The organism is Oscillatoria salina IIICB1, from assembly GCF_020144665.1.
Taxonomy (GTDB): Bacteria; Cyanobacteriota; Cyanobacteriia; order Cyanobacteriales; family SIO1D9; genus IIICB1.
This window is the reverse complement of record NZ_JAAHBQ010000049.1, coordinates 14,944-31,395: the sequence shown is the minus strand read 5'-3', so window position 1 is coordinate 31,395 and position 16,452 is coordinate 14,944. Positions and strand designations below refer to the sequence as shown.

13 protein-coding genes and 1 CRISPR repeat array (1 of these 14 only partly in view) are annotated in these 16,452 nt (G+C 39.4%); all 13 genes read left to right on the top strand.

Features of this window, described 5'->3' with window-relative positions; translation table 11 throughout:
- Nucleotides 1-1,490: direct repeats of the CRISPR family, unit length 37 nt; unit sequence GTTTTAGATAACCAAATCCCCGCAAGGGGACGGAAAC; it reaches 9,495 nt to the left of the window's first position.
- Between the two features lie 322 nt (nucleotides 1,491-1,812).
- The 13 genes from G3T18_RS15515 to G3T18_RS15455 all read left to right on the top strand — a co-directional run bounded on the left by G3T18_RS15515 (nucleotide 1,813) and on the right by G3T18_RS15455 (nucleotide 16,419).
- Nucleotides 1,813-4,107, top strand: a complete 2,295-nt coding sequence (locus tag G3T18_RS15515; RefSeq protein ID WP_224411477.1) for a ribonucleoside-diphosphate reductase subunit alpha — start codon at nucleotides 1,813-1,815, stop codon at nucleotides 4,105-4,107.
- A 14-nt stretch (nucleotides 4,108-4,121) separates the two neighbouring features.
- Nucleotides 4,122-5,222: a ribonucleotide-diphosphate reductase subunit beta gene (locus tag G3T18_RS15510; protein WP_224411476.1), complete on the top strand. Its 1,101-nt coding sequence runs from the start codon at nucleotides 4,122-4,124 to the stop codon at nucleotides 5,220-5,222.
- Nucleotides 5,223-5,452: 230 nt separating this feature from the next.
- Nucleotides 5,453-6,379, top strand: coding sequence for a CRISPR-associated ring nuclease Crn3/Csx3 (gene crn3 / locus G3T18_RS15505; protein ID WP_224411475.1), 927 nt, complete (start codon nucleotides 5,453-5,455; stop codon nucleotides 6,377-6,379).
- A 104-nt stretch (nucleotides 6,380-6,483) separates the two neighbouring features.
- Nucleotides 6,484-8,793: a type III-B CRISPR-associated protein Cas10/Cmr2 gene (gene cas10, locus G3T18_RS15500; protein ID WP_224411474.1), complete on the top strand. Its 2,310-nt coding sequence runs from the start codon at nucleotides 6,484-6,486 to the stop codon at nucleotides 8,791-8,793.
- On the top strand, nucleotides 8,790-9,533 hold the full coding sequence (locus G3T18_RS15495) for an RAMP superfamily CRISPR-associated protein (RefSeq protein WP_224411473.1): 744 nt from the start codon (nucleotides 8,790-8,792) through the stop codon (nucleotides 9,531-9,533). The genes cas10 and G3T18_RS15495 overlap by 4 nt, the downstream gene beginning before the upstream one ends.
- 34 nt (nucleotides 9,534-9,567) lie before the next feature.
- Complete coding sequence (csx10, locus tag G3T18_RS15490; protein ID WP_224411472.1) at nucleotides 9,568-10,779, top strand: type III-D CRISPR-associated RAMP protein Csx10; 1,212 nt, start codon at nucleotides 9,568-9,570, stop codon at nucleotides 10,777-10,779.
- On the top strand, nucleotides 10,776-11,198 hold the full coding sequence (locus G3T18_RS15485) for a hypothetical protein (protein WP_224411471.1): 423 nt from the start codon (nucleotides 10,776-10,778) through the stop codon (nucleotides 11,196-11,198). The genes csx10 and G3T18_RS15485 overlap by 4 nt, the downstream gene beginning before the upstream one ends.
- 38 nt (nucleotides 11,199-11,236) lie before the next feature.
- Nucleotides 11,237-12,373 carry a CRISPR-associated protein gene (locus G3T18_RS15480; RefSeq protein ID WP_224411470.1) on the top strand — a complete coding sequence of 379 codons (1,137 nt, stop codon included), beginning with the start codon at nucleotides 11,237-11,239 and terminating at the stop codon, nucleotides 12,371-12,373.
- A gap of 15 nt (nucleotides 12,374-12,388) precedes the next feature.
- On the top strand, nucleotides 12,389-13,240 hold the full coding sequence (csx7, locus tag G3T18_RS15475) for a type III CRISPR-associated RAMP protein Csx7 (RefSeq protein ID WP_224411469.1): 852 nt from the start codon (nucleotides 12,389-12,391) through the stop codon (nucleotides 13,238-13,240).
- 47 nt (nucleotides 13,241-13,287) lie between these two features.
- A complete protein-coding gene (locus G3T18_RS15470; protein ID WP_224411468.1) occupies nucleotides 13,288-14,220 on the top strand; it encodes an RAMP superfamily CRISPR-associated protein in 933 nt (310 codons plus the stop codon).
- Nucleotides 14,221-14,231: 11 nt separating this feature from the next.
- On the top strand, nucleotides 14,232-14,657 hold the full coding sequence (locus G3T18_RS15465; protein ID WP_224411467.1) for a hypothetical protein: 426 nt from the start codon (nucleotides 14,232-14,234) through the stop codon (nucleotides 14,655-14,657).
- Nucleotides 14,658-14,742: 85 nt separating this feature from the next.
- Nucleotides 14,743-15,768 (top strand): RAMP superfamily CRISPR-associated protein, encoded by a 1,026-nt coding sequence (locus G3T18_RS15460; protein ID WP_224411466.1) that lies wholly within the window; start codon nucleotides 14,743-14,745, stop codon nucleotides 15,766-15,768.
- Nucleotides 15,769-16,419 (top strand): hypothetical protein, encoded by a 651-nt coding sequence (locus G3T18_RS15455; RefSeq protein ID WP_224411465.1) that lies wholly within the window; start codon nucleotides 15,769-15,771, stop codon nucleotides 16,417-16,419. It abuts the gene before it with no gap.
- The last annotated feature ends 33 nt before the right edge of the window (nucleotides 16,420-16,452 follow it).

The window sequence follows — 16,452 nt, the reverse complement described above, 5'->3', positions numbered from 1 at the left end:
GAGTAGGACTGCTCTTGCTTGTTTTAGATAACCAAATCCCCGCAAGGGGACGGAAACGGTTGCACAAATTGTCGATCTTTTAACGGATACCGCTATGTTTTAGATAACCAAATCCCCGCAAGGGGACGGAAACAATGCGATTAAGGGAGTTGTATACCTTGATACTTCTATGAATGTTTTAGATAACCAAATCCCCGCAAGGGGACGGAAACAAGGGATATACAATCTAACGTTTAGAAAAAGGGGAATAAATCAAACTACGTTTTAGATAACCAAATCCCCGCAAGGGGACGGAAACTACGCTTGTAAATACTAGATCCATAGACCGCCGAAGGAGTTGGTATTGTTTTAGATAACCAAATCCCCGCAAGGGGACGGAAACTAATTTGTTCCATTCAGTTTCGTCAATCGGGAAAAAATGTTGTTTTAGATAACCAAATCCCCGCAAGGGGACGGAAACAATGCGATTAAGGGAGTTGTATACCTTGATACTTCTATGAATGTTTTAGATAACCAAATCCCCGCAAGGGGACGGAAACAAGGGATATACAATCTAACGTTTAGAAAAAGGGGAATAAATCAAACTACGTTTTAGATAACCAAATCCCCGCAAGGGGACGGAAACTTTTTTGTTCCTCTTCATATTACTCTTCCTAAACTGTATATAACGTTTTAGATAACCAAATCCCCGCAAGGGGACGGAAACCTTGCGTTTAAATTCGTCCCAGCAGGGACGACGTGAAGAGGAGTAGCTCCCTCGTTTTAGATAACCAAATCCCCGCAAGGGGACGGAAACGGTTTAATTAATGCACTTAATCATAATCCTACCGAAAGTTTTAGATAACCAAATCCCCGCAAGGGGACGGAAACCAGCGATCGCCTGCCTTCTAACTAATTCTTTGCTTGTTTTAGATAACCAAATCCCCGCAAGGGGACGGAAACGTACGTTTTCCATCCTTTCTCTTTCAAAATGATTTCTTCTTTAACGTTTTAGATAACCAAATCCCCGCAAGGGGACGGAAACTGGGTCTGGTTCTGGAGTTTCCTCCTTCACCTTTTCCTTGTTTTAGATAACCAAATCCCCGCAAGGGGACGGAAACGATTTAGCGAGTAAGTCTGATGCTGATGTATTAGCTCTGTTTTAGATAACCAAATCCCCGCAAGGGGACGGAAACGATCAATGAAGGTGACTCTGATGGAGATGGGGTAGGTCTTGTCGTTTTAGATAACCAAATCCCCGCAAGGGGACGGAAACTCCCAATATTCAATGTCTACTTCTGGCTCAGTCAGGAGGTTTTAGATAACCAAATCCCCGCAAGGGGACGGAAACTAATATCTTTTATAGAAACTAAGTATTCTAGTATTAATGGTCCAATGTTTTAGATAACCAAATCCCCGCAAGGGGACGGAAACCAGAACCATAAGGCTGACCTCATGACTCACCTCACCAAACGTTTTAGATAACCAAATCCCCGCAAGGGGTAATATAAGCATCTGTTTTCGATACAGCCGATAGTTGTTCAACCGCAGAAGTAGAAATTAAATTATAAGCGATCGCTGCTAACTCACAAGAAAGAACTTTGCGCATAATTAATTAGGAATTAGAACGATCGCCCAACACACCCCCGCAAGTCAGCGCCATAATATAGCGTATTTTCCGGTTTTTTTCTAGCTTTGACCGCTATAGATAAATACAGTAAAGTAGTAAATTAGCAATAATTGAATTTGCGCTACATCTAGTAAAACTGGTTGCGAAAACCAGTAAGCTACGCTGTGTGTAGCGTGAGGTTGTCATTTTTGAAGTGAGACTCCATGCCACAAACGATCCCCCAGCCCGAAAGTGTAATTAATCGCCAAAATATTCACGTTATTCGACGGGACGGACAAGCCGCGCCTTTAGATGTTAGCAAAATTAGAAAGGTTGTCCATTGGGCTTGTGAGGGATTAGAAGCCCACGCGATCGCTCTTGAATCGACGCTAAAAACTCGACTTCGCAATGGGGTAACTACTCGTGAGATTCAAGAAAATCTTATTGACTGCGCTTTACAAATGTGTTCTCCTGAAGAGCCAGATTGGCGGTATGTTGCCGGGCGTCTACACATTTGGAGTTTGTGGAAAGATGCCAGTGTAGCACGCGGATATCAATACAGTAATTATTTTCGCACCGTACAAAACAAAGTCACTTCATATCGATACGATCGACAGATTTTTACCTACAGTAAAGCTGAACTAACAGAAGCAGGAACTTGGATTAACCCAGATTGGGATTTAGATTACGATTATGCTGGTGCGGTACTACTCTCGAAGCGCTATCTTCTTGACAACGAACTACCTCAAGAAGCTTTGTTAACTTGTGCGTTACTTTTAGCAATCCCAGAAAAGCCTGAAAATCGTCTATTTTGGGCAAGAAAGTTTTATGAAGCGATCGCCCAACGTAAAATTTCTCTTGCAACCCCTATTCTGGCTAATTTGCGAGTCCCTCAAGGATCGCTTTCTTCTTGCTTTATCACAGCAATGGAAGACAATCTAGAATCTATTTATCGCGAACTCACTAACACCGCCCGAATTTCAAAAAATGGTGGAGGTGTAGGCGTTAATGTTTCTCGAATTCGCGCTGCGGGTAGTTGGGTGATGGGTAAGAGTTGTGCATCTGGAGGAGTTATACCTTGGGTGAAATTACTTAACGATACCGCGATCGCCGTCAATCAAGGAGGTCGTCGCGCTGGAGCTGTCACTGTAAGTTTAGACAGTTGGCATCTTGATGTTCCGGAATTTTTAGAAATACAAACAGAAAATGGCGACCAACGACGCAAAGCTTACGATATTTTTCCACAATTAGTTGTCACTGACGAGTTTATGCGTCGGGTTCGCGATAATCGAGATTGGACTTTATTTGACCCCTATGAAGTACGAATCAAATTTGGTATTGAGCTTGCCGAACTTTGGGGTAGTCAATTTGAAGAACAATATGGTTATCTTGAAACTAATCTCGATAACGACGCTAACCCGCAATTAGACATTAACAATCCCAAGTTAACCCTTTACAAACAAGTTTCAGCACGGGAATTGTTTAAAAATATTATGCGATCGCAAGTTGAAACTGGGATGCCTTACCTAGCATTCAAAGACACAATTAATAAAGCAAATCCCAACCAACACGAAGGTTATATCCCAGGAGTTAATCTCTGTTGCGAATCATGGTCAAATGTCACTCCTGGAAAATTCGCCCACACTTGTAATCTCGATTCGTTAAATTTAGCTAACATCGAGTCTGAAGAATTACCATATATTTGTCAACTTGCCGTTCGCCTTCTCGATAACGCCATTGAAATTACCACCCCACCTTTTGTAGAAAGCGCTAATCATAACGATCGCTATCGTACTATTGGCGTAGGTGCAATGGGATTAGCTGATTGGTTAGCCAAACGTCGTTTTTCTTATACTAATCTGAGTGAAATTAATGCCTTATTTGAGGACATCGGTTATTACTGTACTCATGCTTCAATGGAACTCGCTAAAGAAAGAGGATCTTATCCAGCATTTGCAGGTAGCGAATGGAGTAAAGGTTATTTAATTGGCGCAAAACCAGTTGAATGGTTTTGTGAGAATGCAACGAAAAGCGAGCGCTGGTTACAGTTATCCCAAGATATTCAACTCTATGGTATTCGTAATAGTCACATTACAGCGATCGCGCCTAACACATCCTCATCACTCGTTCAAGGTTGTACGGCATCAGTATTGCCAGTTTATAGTCGTTTTTTCTACGATAAATGGGCTAAAGGAACAGTTCCCATTGCCCCACCATTTATTAGCGATCGTTTCTGGTATTATACCGAAAACAAAACCCTATCTCAAGATATTGTTATCAAAGCGATCTCGACTATACAACGTTGGATTGATACCGGAATTTCGATGGAATTAATTTTCAACCTGAACGCAGGTGTTTATTTCCCCAACGAACCCGAACGCAGCCTTAAAGCTAAAGATATTTTTGAGACTTTAATGTTAGCTTGGGAATCAGGGTGTAAAGCCATTTACTACATACGAACCGTCCAAAAAGATGGCTACAAAGACACAACCTCTGAATGTGCCTCTTGCGCAAATTAAATCGTTACATAATCATGAAAGAATTGTCAAATATAACTTCCTTTTCCCCAATTTCCAATCTAGTCGTTCAAACCGCGACAATGCCCATCAGCCCTATTTTTAATCCCCAAGGTAACGATGATATCGCTCATCGAACCATGTGGTTTGGCGAAACAACTAACCTCATGCAACTCAACGACGTTCGTTATACTTGGGCTGTGGGATTGTATATGCAAATGAGAGAACAGTTTTGGATTCCACAAAAACTAGATGTAACTCAAGATGTTGTTGATTACTGGAATCTGACACCACAAGAACGCTATGCTTATAACGGAATTTTGAGTTATTTAACCTTTTTAGACTCAGTACAAACTTGCAATATTCCTCACATCAAAAGCAGCATCACAGCCCCAGAAATTAGCTTGTGTATGTCCGAGCAAATTTCCCAAGAAGCCATGCACAATCATAGTTACCAATACTTAATTGAAAGTATTATTCCCCCCGAACAACGTCATGCAGTTTATGACTTTTGGCGAACCGATAAAGTACTGTTTAGTCGCTGTCAATTCGTAGCAGAACTGTATCAAAAATATGTTTCTAATCCGACACAGGAAAACTATTTTATTGCTCTCATTGCCGATTATTTACTAGAAGGAATGTATTTTTATAACGGCTTTATTTTCTTCTACAATTTGGCTTCTCGAATGTTGATGCCTGGAAGTGCAGATGTGTTTAAACTGATTAATCGAGATGAACTTTCTCACGTTCGCTTGTATCAACGAGTGGTGACAGAAGCGATGCAAGTATTTCCTCATTCTGTAGACACGATTTACGAAATGTTTGACCAAGCAGTGAATCACGAATGCCAATGGACAAATCATATCGTTGGCAATAATATTTTGGGAATTACAGAACAAAGTACCGAGCAATACACTAAGTATCTTGCAAATATTAGGTTGCGGGCAATTGGCTTAGACTCGTTGTACAAAGAAGCAAAATATCAGAAAAGCCCTTATACTCATTTAGAACGTTTTTCTGATACCAAAAAAGAAGGTAATACTAAATCGAATTTCTTTGAGGCAACAGTTACGAGTTATGTTATGTCGTCAGGGATTAGCGGTTGGGATGAGATTTAAGAAAAGAATTGTTGCTCTCACCTTTAATTAAAGTCCCCCAAAGTTTGAGGAGCAAAAGCATCCCCAATGGTTCAAGGAGCATTGGGGATGCTTTTATGAGAATTTGTAGATAATTTTAAGCGATCGCCAGTTCGGGAGTAGACAAGAAAATGTAATTCGATACAAGGGGAAGGAAACCACAAACCAGAAAACTTGGGTAATAATAGCAACAGCAACATTCCCCGCGAAAAATGAACAACCCCGCCTTAAAACTAAACCTCAGCGAACCGCAAATCTGGGAAAATCTTTCCTACCAAGTTCTCACTATCGAACTAACCGCACCCGACCGAATTATTGACCCAGAAGACATCAGCAACTTAGAATTACCAACAAATATCAACTTTCGCGGGGGGATAGTCATTTCTGGTCGCGCTCCAATTTGGTTGTATTCTTACTTAACTCACGAATGTCATCCCACCAGTTGGATCGCCTGTTATGACCCCAGACTGGGGGCGGTAGTGACGGCAACTCACTCTCGCGACTTGAAAGTTGGTCAAGTGATTCCGATAACTGTCAGCAACGGACGACAACATTCTACCGAAGATTTGTGTCCGGCGTTGCTGATAGTCGGTCCGCCAAATAGTGGTAAAAGTGTTCTTTCCCATGCTTTATTTCAAGCTTTATTGTTAAAAAATCCTAACATATATCTCCAACGCGCCCACTGGGATGGCGAAGGAAATTATGTTTTAGAGTTGGGGGAAGACGCCACGGAGGAGGAGATTGAACGATTTAAGGCGGCGAATAAGGGACAGTTAAGTAGTCGCTTTTTTCCCTATCACGCCCAAGCTATCCTGGAATTGCGGCGACAGAAGGCTTTGGTTATCGTCGATGTGGGCGGAATGGTACAACCGGAAAAACTGCCATTACTGGAGGCTTGTAGCCATTATTTGATTATTAGTTCCCAAGCTGAGGAAATTGAAAAATGGCATGAATTTTGTCATGACCGTGGAAATCTTTTCCCGATCGCAGAAATTTTCAGTATTCTCACGGATGTGAAAATGGTCACTCAAGAGAAACCATATTTAAAGATGACTGCGGGTCCTTGGATTTGCGGTGAAACGAAAACGTTACCAAAAGAGTTGTTAGAAAGAGTGTCTGGTTTGCTAGTCGGCAGTTGAAATAATTGTGTCGAGGAAGATTTCCTTTCCCGATCGTTTATAGAAAACCCCCTTTCTACGCAACAGTTATAATAGAAAACAAAACGATCGCTGGTGACTCAGATATGTCAGAAGTACGCAAAAACATGACCATCGCCTTAGCTTGGTGTCTCGCTTGGGGAGAGAAGCGGGAACCGCAGCAGAGTTTAGAGACGTTAGCAAAAATGCGGCAAAATCTCGCCCAAGGAAAAGAAGTTCTCGAAGTTAGCCAGCTTGTTTCTCAAATCCAAAAATTACAAGCAATTCCTTCAGATTACTATCCCAACCAAGTTAGTGAGATTGAGAACGACTACCCAGAATTATCTCAGCAAACGACTCCTATTGGTTTAGTTTACGGCGGCGCAACCAAAATTAAAGGTTATGTCTTTACTTCTGCTAAATTACCAGACATTCGTGGCGCTTCTGCCTTACTAGATCGAATTAATTTAATTGATTTGCCTGCTTTTTTTAACCAAGAACCAAAAATTTGCCAAGAAGAACCAGAATCAGAATTGAGTCAAGGTTTACAAGCAGATTATCAGCGACTGAGAGACTGGTTGGATGAAGAATTTCCTCAGTTAAGGACAGCTTTAATTCCCGAATTAATTATCTACTCAACCGGAGGAAATATTCTCGCCTTTTGTCCGGCAGCTTATGTTAATGACTTAGCTAATGCGATCGAAAAACGCTACACTACTGAAACAATTACGGCAAATAGTTGTGCGGTTGGAGATACTTTTCGCTTGCTAGAATTTCGCTTTGGATTGCTACAAAATCCTCTGCCAAAAACACTGTGGTTAGATTGGTATCGCCGGGAATATCAGCATCCGCTTGTAGAAGCTTATTTTGGCAAGGTAGAAAAAGAAACCGACATAGTTACCAAATTTTTTAACCGCAAAAGCTTTAATGAATTAGCGGGTAAATTAGCGACGCAGTTTAATCAGAGACGCAGTGGAAACGATACAGAAAATCGACCCAGCCGTCGCTATCCACCGATGTTAGAAACACATCCTTATCTAATTCGAGAAGAAGGAGACCGGGCTTCGGCAGTTGTGAAAACCAAGTTACCAGGAGAACCGGAATTTTCAGAGAATTTAGCCCGGAAAAGGATTATGGGACAAAGAGCGAAGCAAGATAAAGAACAAAATTGGTATCGCCAAAGTCCTTTTACTTGGGAACCAGGAGAAGTGGAAAGTTGGGCGAACAAATTTACTCGCTTTTTGAGAGAAAGTCCTCATAATTACTACAGAAATGTGGCACAAAATGAGGTGAGTGAGGCTTTAAGTTTAGAAGAAATTGGGAATGCAAGTAACGGTTATATTAGCTTTATCTACGCCGACGGTAATAATATGGGCGGCTATATCCAAAAGATTAAAACTCCAGAAGAGTATCAACAGTTTAGCCACGATATTTTTGAAGCAACTGAAAAATCAGTTTATTACGCATTGCGGGAACATCTCCAACCCCATAAATTGAATAATTTAAGAAAGTTAGAATCGCGAAATCGCGAGGGAACTTGGGTACATCCGTTTGAGATTATTACTATCGGCGGCGATGACGTTTTGCTAATTGTCCCAGCGAATCAAGCTTTGGATATTGCCAAAACTATCGGCGAAGAATTTGAACGAATTTTAATCAGCAAACAAAGATATAATCTCTCTGAAGATACATCAACTAATTTAAAGAAAACTCATCGCTATCGACCAGATTTAGCTACAGATTCTCATTGTCAATTGAGTATGTCTAGCGGAGTTTTAACTATTGCTTATGATACACCAGTTTATTATGCCGAAAACTTAACTAGTAAGTTGCTTAAATCAGCCAAGAAAAAAGCCAAATTACTGAAGAATTACGATTACTACGGTGGTACGGTTGATTTCCTCACTTTAAAATCTGTTACGATGATTTCTTCTAATGTAGAAAGCTTCCGAGAAGAAGGCTTAATCAAAAAGCAACCTGATAAACCGAGACTGAAACTTTACGCGACACCTTATACTTTACACGAACTGGGTGGAGTTATCGAAACAGCCAAAGCATTGCAAGAGTCAAAATTTCCGCGATCGCAATTATATCAGATTCGTAGTTTACTCGCCCACGGTAAACATACAGCAATCCTCAACTATCGCTATTTTCGCGTTCGATTACAGAAAAATCAGCAAATACTATTAGAAGAAAAATTTGAGCAAGCTTGGTGTCCACCAAAAGACCCCAAAAACAACGGTAATTTAGCACCTTGGATGTTTCTCGAACCTGTCCCAGAAAAAGAAAATTCTCAAGAATTAAATCAAGAAAAGCAACCTTCAACTTATGAGACAATTTGGCAAGAATTAGTAGATATTTATCCTTTTGTTGAAAAAGAAACAGAAAAACTCGTTGCTGAGGAAACAAACCGATGATTCAGTTACAAAATTTATTAAATCGTCGCGCTGAAATAAGCGAAATTACTGCTACAATCGAAACAGCATTATCTGTCGGCGCAGGTGGTTCTTCTGGTTCTTTAGCCGATAAACCAATTGTGCGAACTGCCGCAGGAAAATTACTTATTCCCGCTTCCCAATTCAAAGGAAGATTGCGTCACGAATGCGAAAAATTAGCCAGAGGATTAGGTTGGCAAGTTTGTCAATCTCCTAATCCACAAACAATGTGTCCTCAACGGGCAAATTTTTCTGACCCTGAAAAAAGGCAATTTCACCGCCGAGAATATCAAGTTTCCAGTGAGGAAAGATATCATTGCATTATCTGTCAAATTTTTGGCAATCCCGCCTTACCTTCGCGCCTAATTATTGATGACTTAATTTGTGAAGAAAACCCGGAAAACTTACCTGAAGTTTTGCGTCCAGGAGTAACCATAAATCGTCGTCGCCGAGTTGCAGAAGACCAAAAACTTTACTTTCTGGAAACGTCACCAGCTAATGCCAAGTTAAAATTTAAAGGAACAATTGTTTGGCAACCACAACCTGGTTTAGATGCGGATATCGGGAAAGCTTTAGTTTTAGCAGGATTGCAACATATCAACGCCCTTGGTGGTTCAAAATCAGTCGGTTTAGGATGGTTAAAATGGGATTATCAAAAAGATAATTGGGGAATTGAGAAAACAACTTGGCAAAAGTTAATTCCCAAAAATCAAAATCAGTAAATGCTAAATAATTCACTTTGTTAAAAGGTGAGAAATGAAACAAATAGAACTAAAAATTACCGCCCTGTCGCCCTTAGCAATTGGCAAGAAAAAACCCGGTTCAGTTAGCGAAGCCAGAGATTACATACCTGGTTCAGTAATTCGGGGCGCGATCGCGGGAGTCATGTTACGCTATGCTGAAGTAGACAACCAAGATTTGTCCGCAAATGGGGGCGACTTCCAAAGCTTATTTCTCGACGAAAAAGCCGCAATTTTCCATAACGCTTATCCCAGCAATAACGAGAAAAATTCAGAAGTTTTCGTCTTACCAGCAACTGCGGTTAGTTCCAAAACCAAACCAGGTTTTGGGGATAAAGGTAATGGCGTATTCGATACTTTAATTGACCGCTTTTGCGCCGAAGCTTATAATTTTCCTTACGACCCAAATTGTCCGAAAGACCAAGGAAGAGTCGAACCTTATAGCGGTTTTTACACCCAATTAGGCAAAAAATATCAATCTCATTCAGTAAGTAAACGTTTGTTAACTCGCGTAGGAATAAACCGCCGACGGGCAACCTCAGAGGAAGAAGTATTATATAGCTTAGAAGTTCTCAACGAAACTCAAGGAGAAAAAAAGCAACCAGTAGTTTATCGTAGCAAAATTATAGTTGACAATGATGTTTTGGCTAATCTTCTCGCCCAATTTATTAACCAACAAAACTTTCGCTTTGGTGGGGCGACTTCACGAGGATTAGGAAAAGTCAAAATCGAAGCAACCGTTACAAAATTTACCAGTAACCTGCAATCTCGTTTAGAACAATTTAATCAAAAATTGCAACAACGTTGGCAAACTTGGGGTATTTTTGGCGAACCGCAACAACCTTGGCAAAAAGAGCGTACTTACTTTACTATCAACTTACAATCGGATGCTATTCTGACCGAAAATTGGTTGCGGACAACAGTAATTTCCCCTCAAATGTTGTCGGAATTTACAGGTATCCAAGATTCCTCATTAATCTTACATACAGCCTATACCAGTTACGACTATATTTCCGGGTGGAATGCTGCGTGGGGTTTAATGAAAGACATTGATTTAGTTACTAACAAAGGAGGAGTATATCTCTTTAGTACAACTCAGAAACAAACTTGGCTACCTACATTAAAAAAGATATCCCAAACAGGCGTAGGAAAACGAACCACTGAAGGCTTCGGACAAGTAATAATTTGTCACCCATTTCATTTAGTATTGCGGGAGAATCCAGCATGAACTTAAGCAAACAGCAAACTGAACTAAAAATCCAAAAAGGTATTCGCCAAACTGAAGATAATTTAGTTCAATGGATAGAAAAAGCTTTAGACAATAAAAGTTCTTACGGTGATTTAGAAGAGTCGCAATTTCGGAACTTGTTACGAGTAGCAGAAACTACCGAAAGTTCCGAAGTAATCAAAAATTTTCTTCGCTACCAAGTAGGAAGAGAAGAAAAGTGGGGACGAGGTAAAAATTCTTTAGCAGAAAGGATTATTAAAGATATCGATACTCAAATTAAATCAGCCGCCGAAAAAATTGCTAAGGAAGCTGATTCTTCTGAAGTAAATCTAGTTTACATCGAATTAATTCGCCGTTACCTCGGCTACGGTTCCCGTTGTCTTAAGTATTTGAATTCAACAAAGTCTTCTCAAAATTAAGTTCACAAAATATTGAAAATTCACAAGAGGATAAAGTTATGAATCGTGTTGTTATTTCTACTATCGGTACAAGTTTACTGACAAAACAAATTAATCGTGGCGATAATAAAGAAACAAATTGGTTTAAGTCACTAACAAATACAGCCAATTTTCTAGATACAGAATTAGACGATGAAGTCAAGAAAATTATCAAAATTTTACAATCGAGAGCAAAAGAAAAACTAGCAACAGGTAAAACAGAAATTATTCGGGGTGCAAGTGCAGAATTAAATGGAATTTACGGAATTTATCAAGATAATCTGTTGTCAGGAAAAGAAGATATTCACTATCTTATTGCTACCGATACAGCCCAAGGAAAAGCGACAGCAGAAATTGTCCAAACATTTTTACAAGAAAATGGGATAGTTAATGTTAGTATTTATCAACCCCCTGGTTTATCTACAAAAAGTACGCTTAATTTTTCTGAAGGGATAGACGACTTAATTGTTTGGTTAGACAAAGAAATACCACCTTTAAAAGAAAACAAATATAAAGTTTGTTTCAACCTTGTCGGTGGCTTCAAAAGTTTGCAGGGTTACTTGAATACAATTGGAATGTTTTATGCAGATGAAATAATTTACATTTTTGAAGGAAAAGGTTCCGATTCGATCGCAATTCCTCGCTTACCAATAGCGGTAGATAACAGTTTAGTTGCACCATACACAGTCCAACTCGCATTACTAGATGCAGGGATGGGAATGACGAAAGAAGAAACGGAAGAAATTCCCGAAACTTTACTGGGAGAAGTAGATGGAAAAATGACACTTTCAAGCTGGGGACAGTTAATCTGGAATCAATGTAAAGAAAACTTACTTGCTGAAAAATTACTCGATTTTCCTTATTTAGAATATCAAGATAGTTTTCGGGAAGATTATAATCGGATTCGCGAAAGAAAGGAAAAAGTTAAACTACAAGAAAGTTTAGCAAAAGTTTCTTATTTATTAGCAGAATCAAACGGCGATACTAGCATTTTGAAAAAAGATGGAGGAATACAGTACGACAAATATGTAAATAAGGGAGATATGGAACATTTTCGGGTAACGCAAGGTTTGCGAGTTAGCTGTACTTCTGCAAAAGGTAGTTTATTACTACATCGGTATGGAAAAGAACCAGATGTGAATAAAAATCCTTACTAAGAGAGGAAATTAACTATGTTTGATGTATTTAAGAATCGGTTAGAAATTCGTGGTACGCTAGTAACAGTAACCGCTTTACGGATTAGTGCGGGACGTTCGATGGAACCGATTGGTTCAGATTTACCAGTAATCAAAGATATCTACGGACAACCGTTGATACCGGGTGCAAGTTTCAAAGGTGCGCTGCGATCGCGTCTGGAAAGTTTTTTACGAGGTATACTAGGTAGCGATCGCCATTTAGTTGCTAATCCAGCTAATGAGAATGAATGGTCAATTTCTGCTTCAGAGATGAAGGAACTCAAAGACCAATATAACAACGATCGCCTACTTACCGACGCAATTATCAACCAAACTGACCTAGTATCGCATTTGTTTGGTTCACCTTGGTTAGCAAGTAAATTTCAAGTACGAGATTTAACCGTCAAACCTGACACTTGGTTCGGTCAATATCAGGAACGAGACGGAGTCGCAATCGATAGAGATACCGAAACTGCGGCTGAGGGAAAATTATACGACTTTCAAGTTATTCCCGCAGGAACTTTGTTTGAGTTTCAAGCAGTAGTAGAAAACGCCGCAGAATGGGAACTAGGAATGTTAATCATAGGTTTGCATCAGTTTGAAACCGAACAAATACCCCTCGGTGGAGGACGTTCTCGCGGTTTGGGAGTTGTTCGTTTAGAAATAGAAGAAATGCGCTGGATAGATGTAGAAGGACATCCGGAATTATTGTTAGAGTATCTACGAAAATTGGTTAACCAAGATTCTGATATTTACAAAAATGCAACCGACTATCAAGATCGTTGGATACAAAAATTAATTGAGTATTTAAACAGCAAAATCCCCGATCCTAAAGCTACAGCAGTTTAGCAATAGCAATTGTCAATTTTGATTTACCTTCACCAAAAATTACAATTATGCACAAAAGACTGGTTAACTACTGCAAAATTGAGTTTACTTTAACTCCCCTTACTCCAATTTTAATTAAATCAGGCAAAGAAGGCGCTGACCCGACAAAACCAGACATGGAATTTGTCGAAACTTATCATCCGGGAGGACGTTCGGTTTATCTTCCTGGAAGTTCGTTAAAAGGTGCAATTCGCGCCCATGCAGAAAGAATTGTTCGCACCGTAGGAAAAGATAAACGCCCAAAAGATCCTCAAGAATTATGGGCGAACGATCCTTTATATGACGATTATAAATATTTGGAAAAGAAAGAACCACCGGATGTTTATCGTCTTTCTTCGTTTACCGATCGAATGTTTGGTAATACAGCGATCGCAAGTAGAATTAGAATTAAAGATGCTTATCCTGTTGACGTGAAAAAGCTAAAATTATCAGAACGCAACGGCGTCGCAATTGACCGAATGTTTGGTTCGGTTGCTGTGGGACCTTTTAACTACGAAGTTTGTACGGCAGGTGAGTTTAAAACGGAAATTCATCTCAAGAATTTTACTTTAGCACAATTGGGATTAATTGGTTTAGTTTTGCGAGATTTGAATGAAGGTTGGTTTGGGATTGGTTTTGCTAAATCTCGCGGTTTGGGTTTAGTAGAAGTGCAGTTAAATTCGGCTGTGGTCCAATATCCTGGTTGTGAGATAAAAGACGATGAAATTTGTCTTTTAGGAGGTACTAAAAAATGGTCGAACACGAAATTATTAGGGGTAGGTGCTTTCTTAGAAATAGATGAAGCAAATAGCTATGGTTTTCCTACTAATGAAGAAGAAGAAACGCCAATAGCAGCAACAGATATGGATTTGGGATTTGGTGTTCAATTAATTTGGCAAGGAGAAGTTCAAGTAAAAGATTTGTTTAATCGGTCAGTTAAAGCTTGGCGACGTAAATTATAAGGAGTAGCAGCGTGAATGCTTTTGTGGGAAAATGCGATAACTTGACGGAAGCAGAATTGAAAAACTTGTTGCTTCAATTTGCAACTGAATCGAGTTACTATTGTTTTCGCTGGGCGCATCAAATTAGTAAGTTTGCAACTGAATTACCAGACAAACTTTCTCCCGAAGGACAGATGTTTGATTCAGTGCGAGAATTGCGTTGGCAGTGGAAAAAAGATTGTTTCAATGTTTTGGTGTTGAGTTCTAAAAATGAAGAAACTGGATTTCAATTAATAGGAAAAAAATGGGAGTATCAACAGCTACCTGGGCGTGTTTATCCCCCAACAGAAACACGCTTGCCAAAAGTAGTTGATGTTGGTAACGTTAACATAGCACAACGTTATTTTCTAGATACTGAGACAAAGACGGTGCATTTTGTGGCACTGACTATAGCTTAGTTGATGTTAATAAATAGCCTAAATGAGCAAAATTAGCGGGCGAGACAATCGCACTACAACAACTTTCAGAGTGTAGGAAAAAATCATGAATAATAATCAGCAAAATATTTCACCGAAACCTTACGAAATAGTTCCTTTCCCCAAGGAAAAACCTCAGTTAAAAAAGCCTGCGGGACAGCATAAATATTCGGCTGACAGAGTTCACGGCTGTTTGTCGTTAAATTTAACAGTAGAAACTGCTTTGCACGTTGCGACTGGGGTAGTAGTGATGGGGAAAGATATCGGACAAAATGGAATTTCTCTAATTAAGGAAATGATGCAAAGTGACGGTAAAAAGTTACTAATTCCAGGTAGTTCTTTGAAAGGAGTAGTTCGTTCAGTTTATGAAGCAATTACCAATAGCACTTTAGCAGTTGTAACTAAGAAATATAAAAATAAAATTCCGAGAGAACATCTTCCGTGTCAAAATAAAAATCGTCTTTGTCCTGCTAGTCGGGTATTTAATGACCTTTGTCCTGCTAGTCGGGTATTTGGTGCATTAGATTGGCAAGGATTGATACAATTTACAGATGCGGAGTGTGTTGAAGTTGCTAATAGCGTCGGTTTTATGCCTTCTTTATATCGTCCTCGTCCTGATGAACGTAAAAAGTATTTTAACCCACCGGGACGGAAGTTTTACTATCATGCTCAACAAGCTATTGATGCGGGAAAACAACAAGGTATTCCGGTACAACAGGCTGGGAAAAAAGTGCTGTTTACGACTAAGTTAAGGTTTAAGAATTTAACTTTGGCGGAGTTAGGGACTTTGTTGGTTATTCTGGGACAAGATACGAAGAATCCTTTGGCTTTAAAAGTAGGTGGTGGTAAGCCAATTGGGATGGGTACAATGACAACAGAGGTGACAGAATTAGATAAATATGAAGCTATGAAATCGCGCTATCTCACATATAATTCTTCAGATGAACCAATGATAGGTCAAGATTTGGATAAATATATGCAGAAGGCGATTAAAGCAGCACATCAGGAACTAATTCACGCCGAACAATTACAGCAAGTTCAGAAAATTTTGCAGTATCCGACAAATCGGGAAGCACCTAGAGGATTATATTAAATGATGACGGTAGATTTAAACGAAATTCAGTGGCAAGTTGCTCACAATATGGCGCAAAAGTTAGTTTTAAAAGAGGTGGATGAGAATGAGTTAAAAAAGGCGATCGCGTATTTGCGCTTTTCCCAAAATAAGGAGAATGCTGGAAAAAATTTTTTCGACTATCTCCAAACTCTAGCTAGAAATGGACGTAAAATTGGTCATAGTGGGCGTACTCTTGATTATTACCGTAGTATGGAAGCAATTTGTCGCGAAAATCTGCGAGGGTATCAAGACAATGTTGAGGTGATGCTGCAAATTCTCGGTTGGGCATTTCGCTTAACTAAATATTACCAAAATTCTGTACCTCTAGGAGAATTAAAAGGATCAATTGAACAGTCTAACATTCCGGAGAATATTTCTACTCGTCAAGCAAAAATTGCGGAAGTGTTAGAGGAGGTAGGTTTCGCTGAGGGACAAATTATTGAAGCGGAGATAACTAATAAAACTAAAGGGAACAAAGTAACCTACCAAATATATGGAACAATTAAACTCTCTCAAAAAGAACCGAGAGAGTATGATAATTTAGCAGTAGGTGAGAAAGTTAAAGTAGAAATTATAGAACTTAATAATGAAAAACCGAAGAAAGTTAAATTTATCAAAAAGATTTCCTAAAAAAATGTGAGATTTTTAGCTTCAAATCTTCTA

Coding starts and splice junctions, on each gene's coding strand:
- G3T18_RS15470 (WP_224411468.1), top strand. CDS start 13,288: ATGCACAAAAGACTGGTTAACTACTGCAAAATTGAGTTTACTTTAACT.
- G3T18_RS15455 (WP_224411465.1), top strand. CDS start 15,769: ATGATGACGGTAGATTTAAACGAAATTCAGTGGCAAGTTGCTCACAAT.
- G3T18_RS15515 (WP_224411477.1), top strand. CDS start 1,813: ATGCCACAAACGATCCCCCAGCCCGAAAGTGTAATTAATCGCCAAAAT.
- csx10 (WP_224411472.1), top strand. CDS start 9,568: ATGAAACAAATAGAACTAAAAATTACCGCCCTGTCGCCCTTAGCAATT.
- G3T18_RS15510 (WP_224411476.1), top strand. CDS start 4,122: ATGAAAGAATTGTCAAATATAACTTCCTTTTCCCCAATTTCCAATCTA.
- csx7 (WP_224411469.1), top strand. CDS start 12,389: ATGTTTGATGTATTTAAGAATCGGTTAGAAATTCGTGGTACGCTAGTA.
- cas10 (WP_224411474.1), top strand. CDS start 6,484: ATGTCAGAAGTACGCAAAAACATGACCATCGCCTTAGCTTGGTGTCTC.
- G3T18_RS15495 (WP_224411473.1), top strand. CDS start 8,790: ATGATTCAGTTACAAAATTTATTAAATCGTCGCGCTGAAATAAGCGAA.
- G3T18_RS15485 (WP_224411471.1), top strand. CDS start 10,776: ATGAACTTAAGCAAACAGCAAACTGAACTAAAAATCCAAAAAGGTATT.
- G3T18_RS15460 (WP_224411466.1), top strand. CDS start 14,743: ATGAATAATAATCAGCAAAATATTTCACCGAAACCTTACGAAATAGTT.
- G3T18_RS15480 (WP_224411470.1), top strand. CDS start 11,237: ATGAATCGTGTTGTTATTTCTACTATCGGTACAAGTTTACTGACAAAA.
- crn3 (WP_224411475.1), top strand. CDS start 5,453: ATGAACAACCCCGCCTTAAAACTAAACCTCAGCGAACCGCAAATCTGG.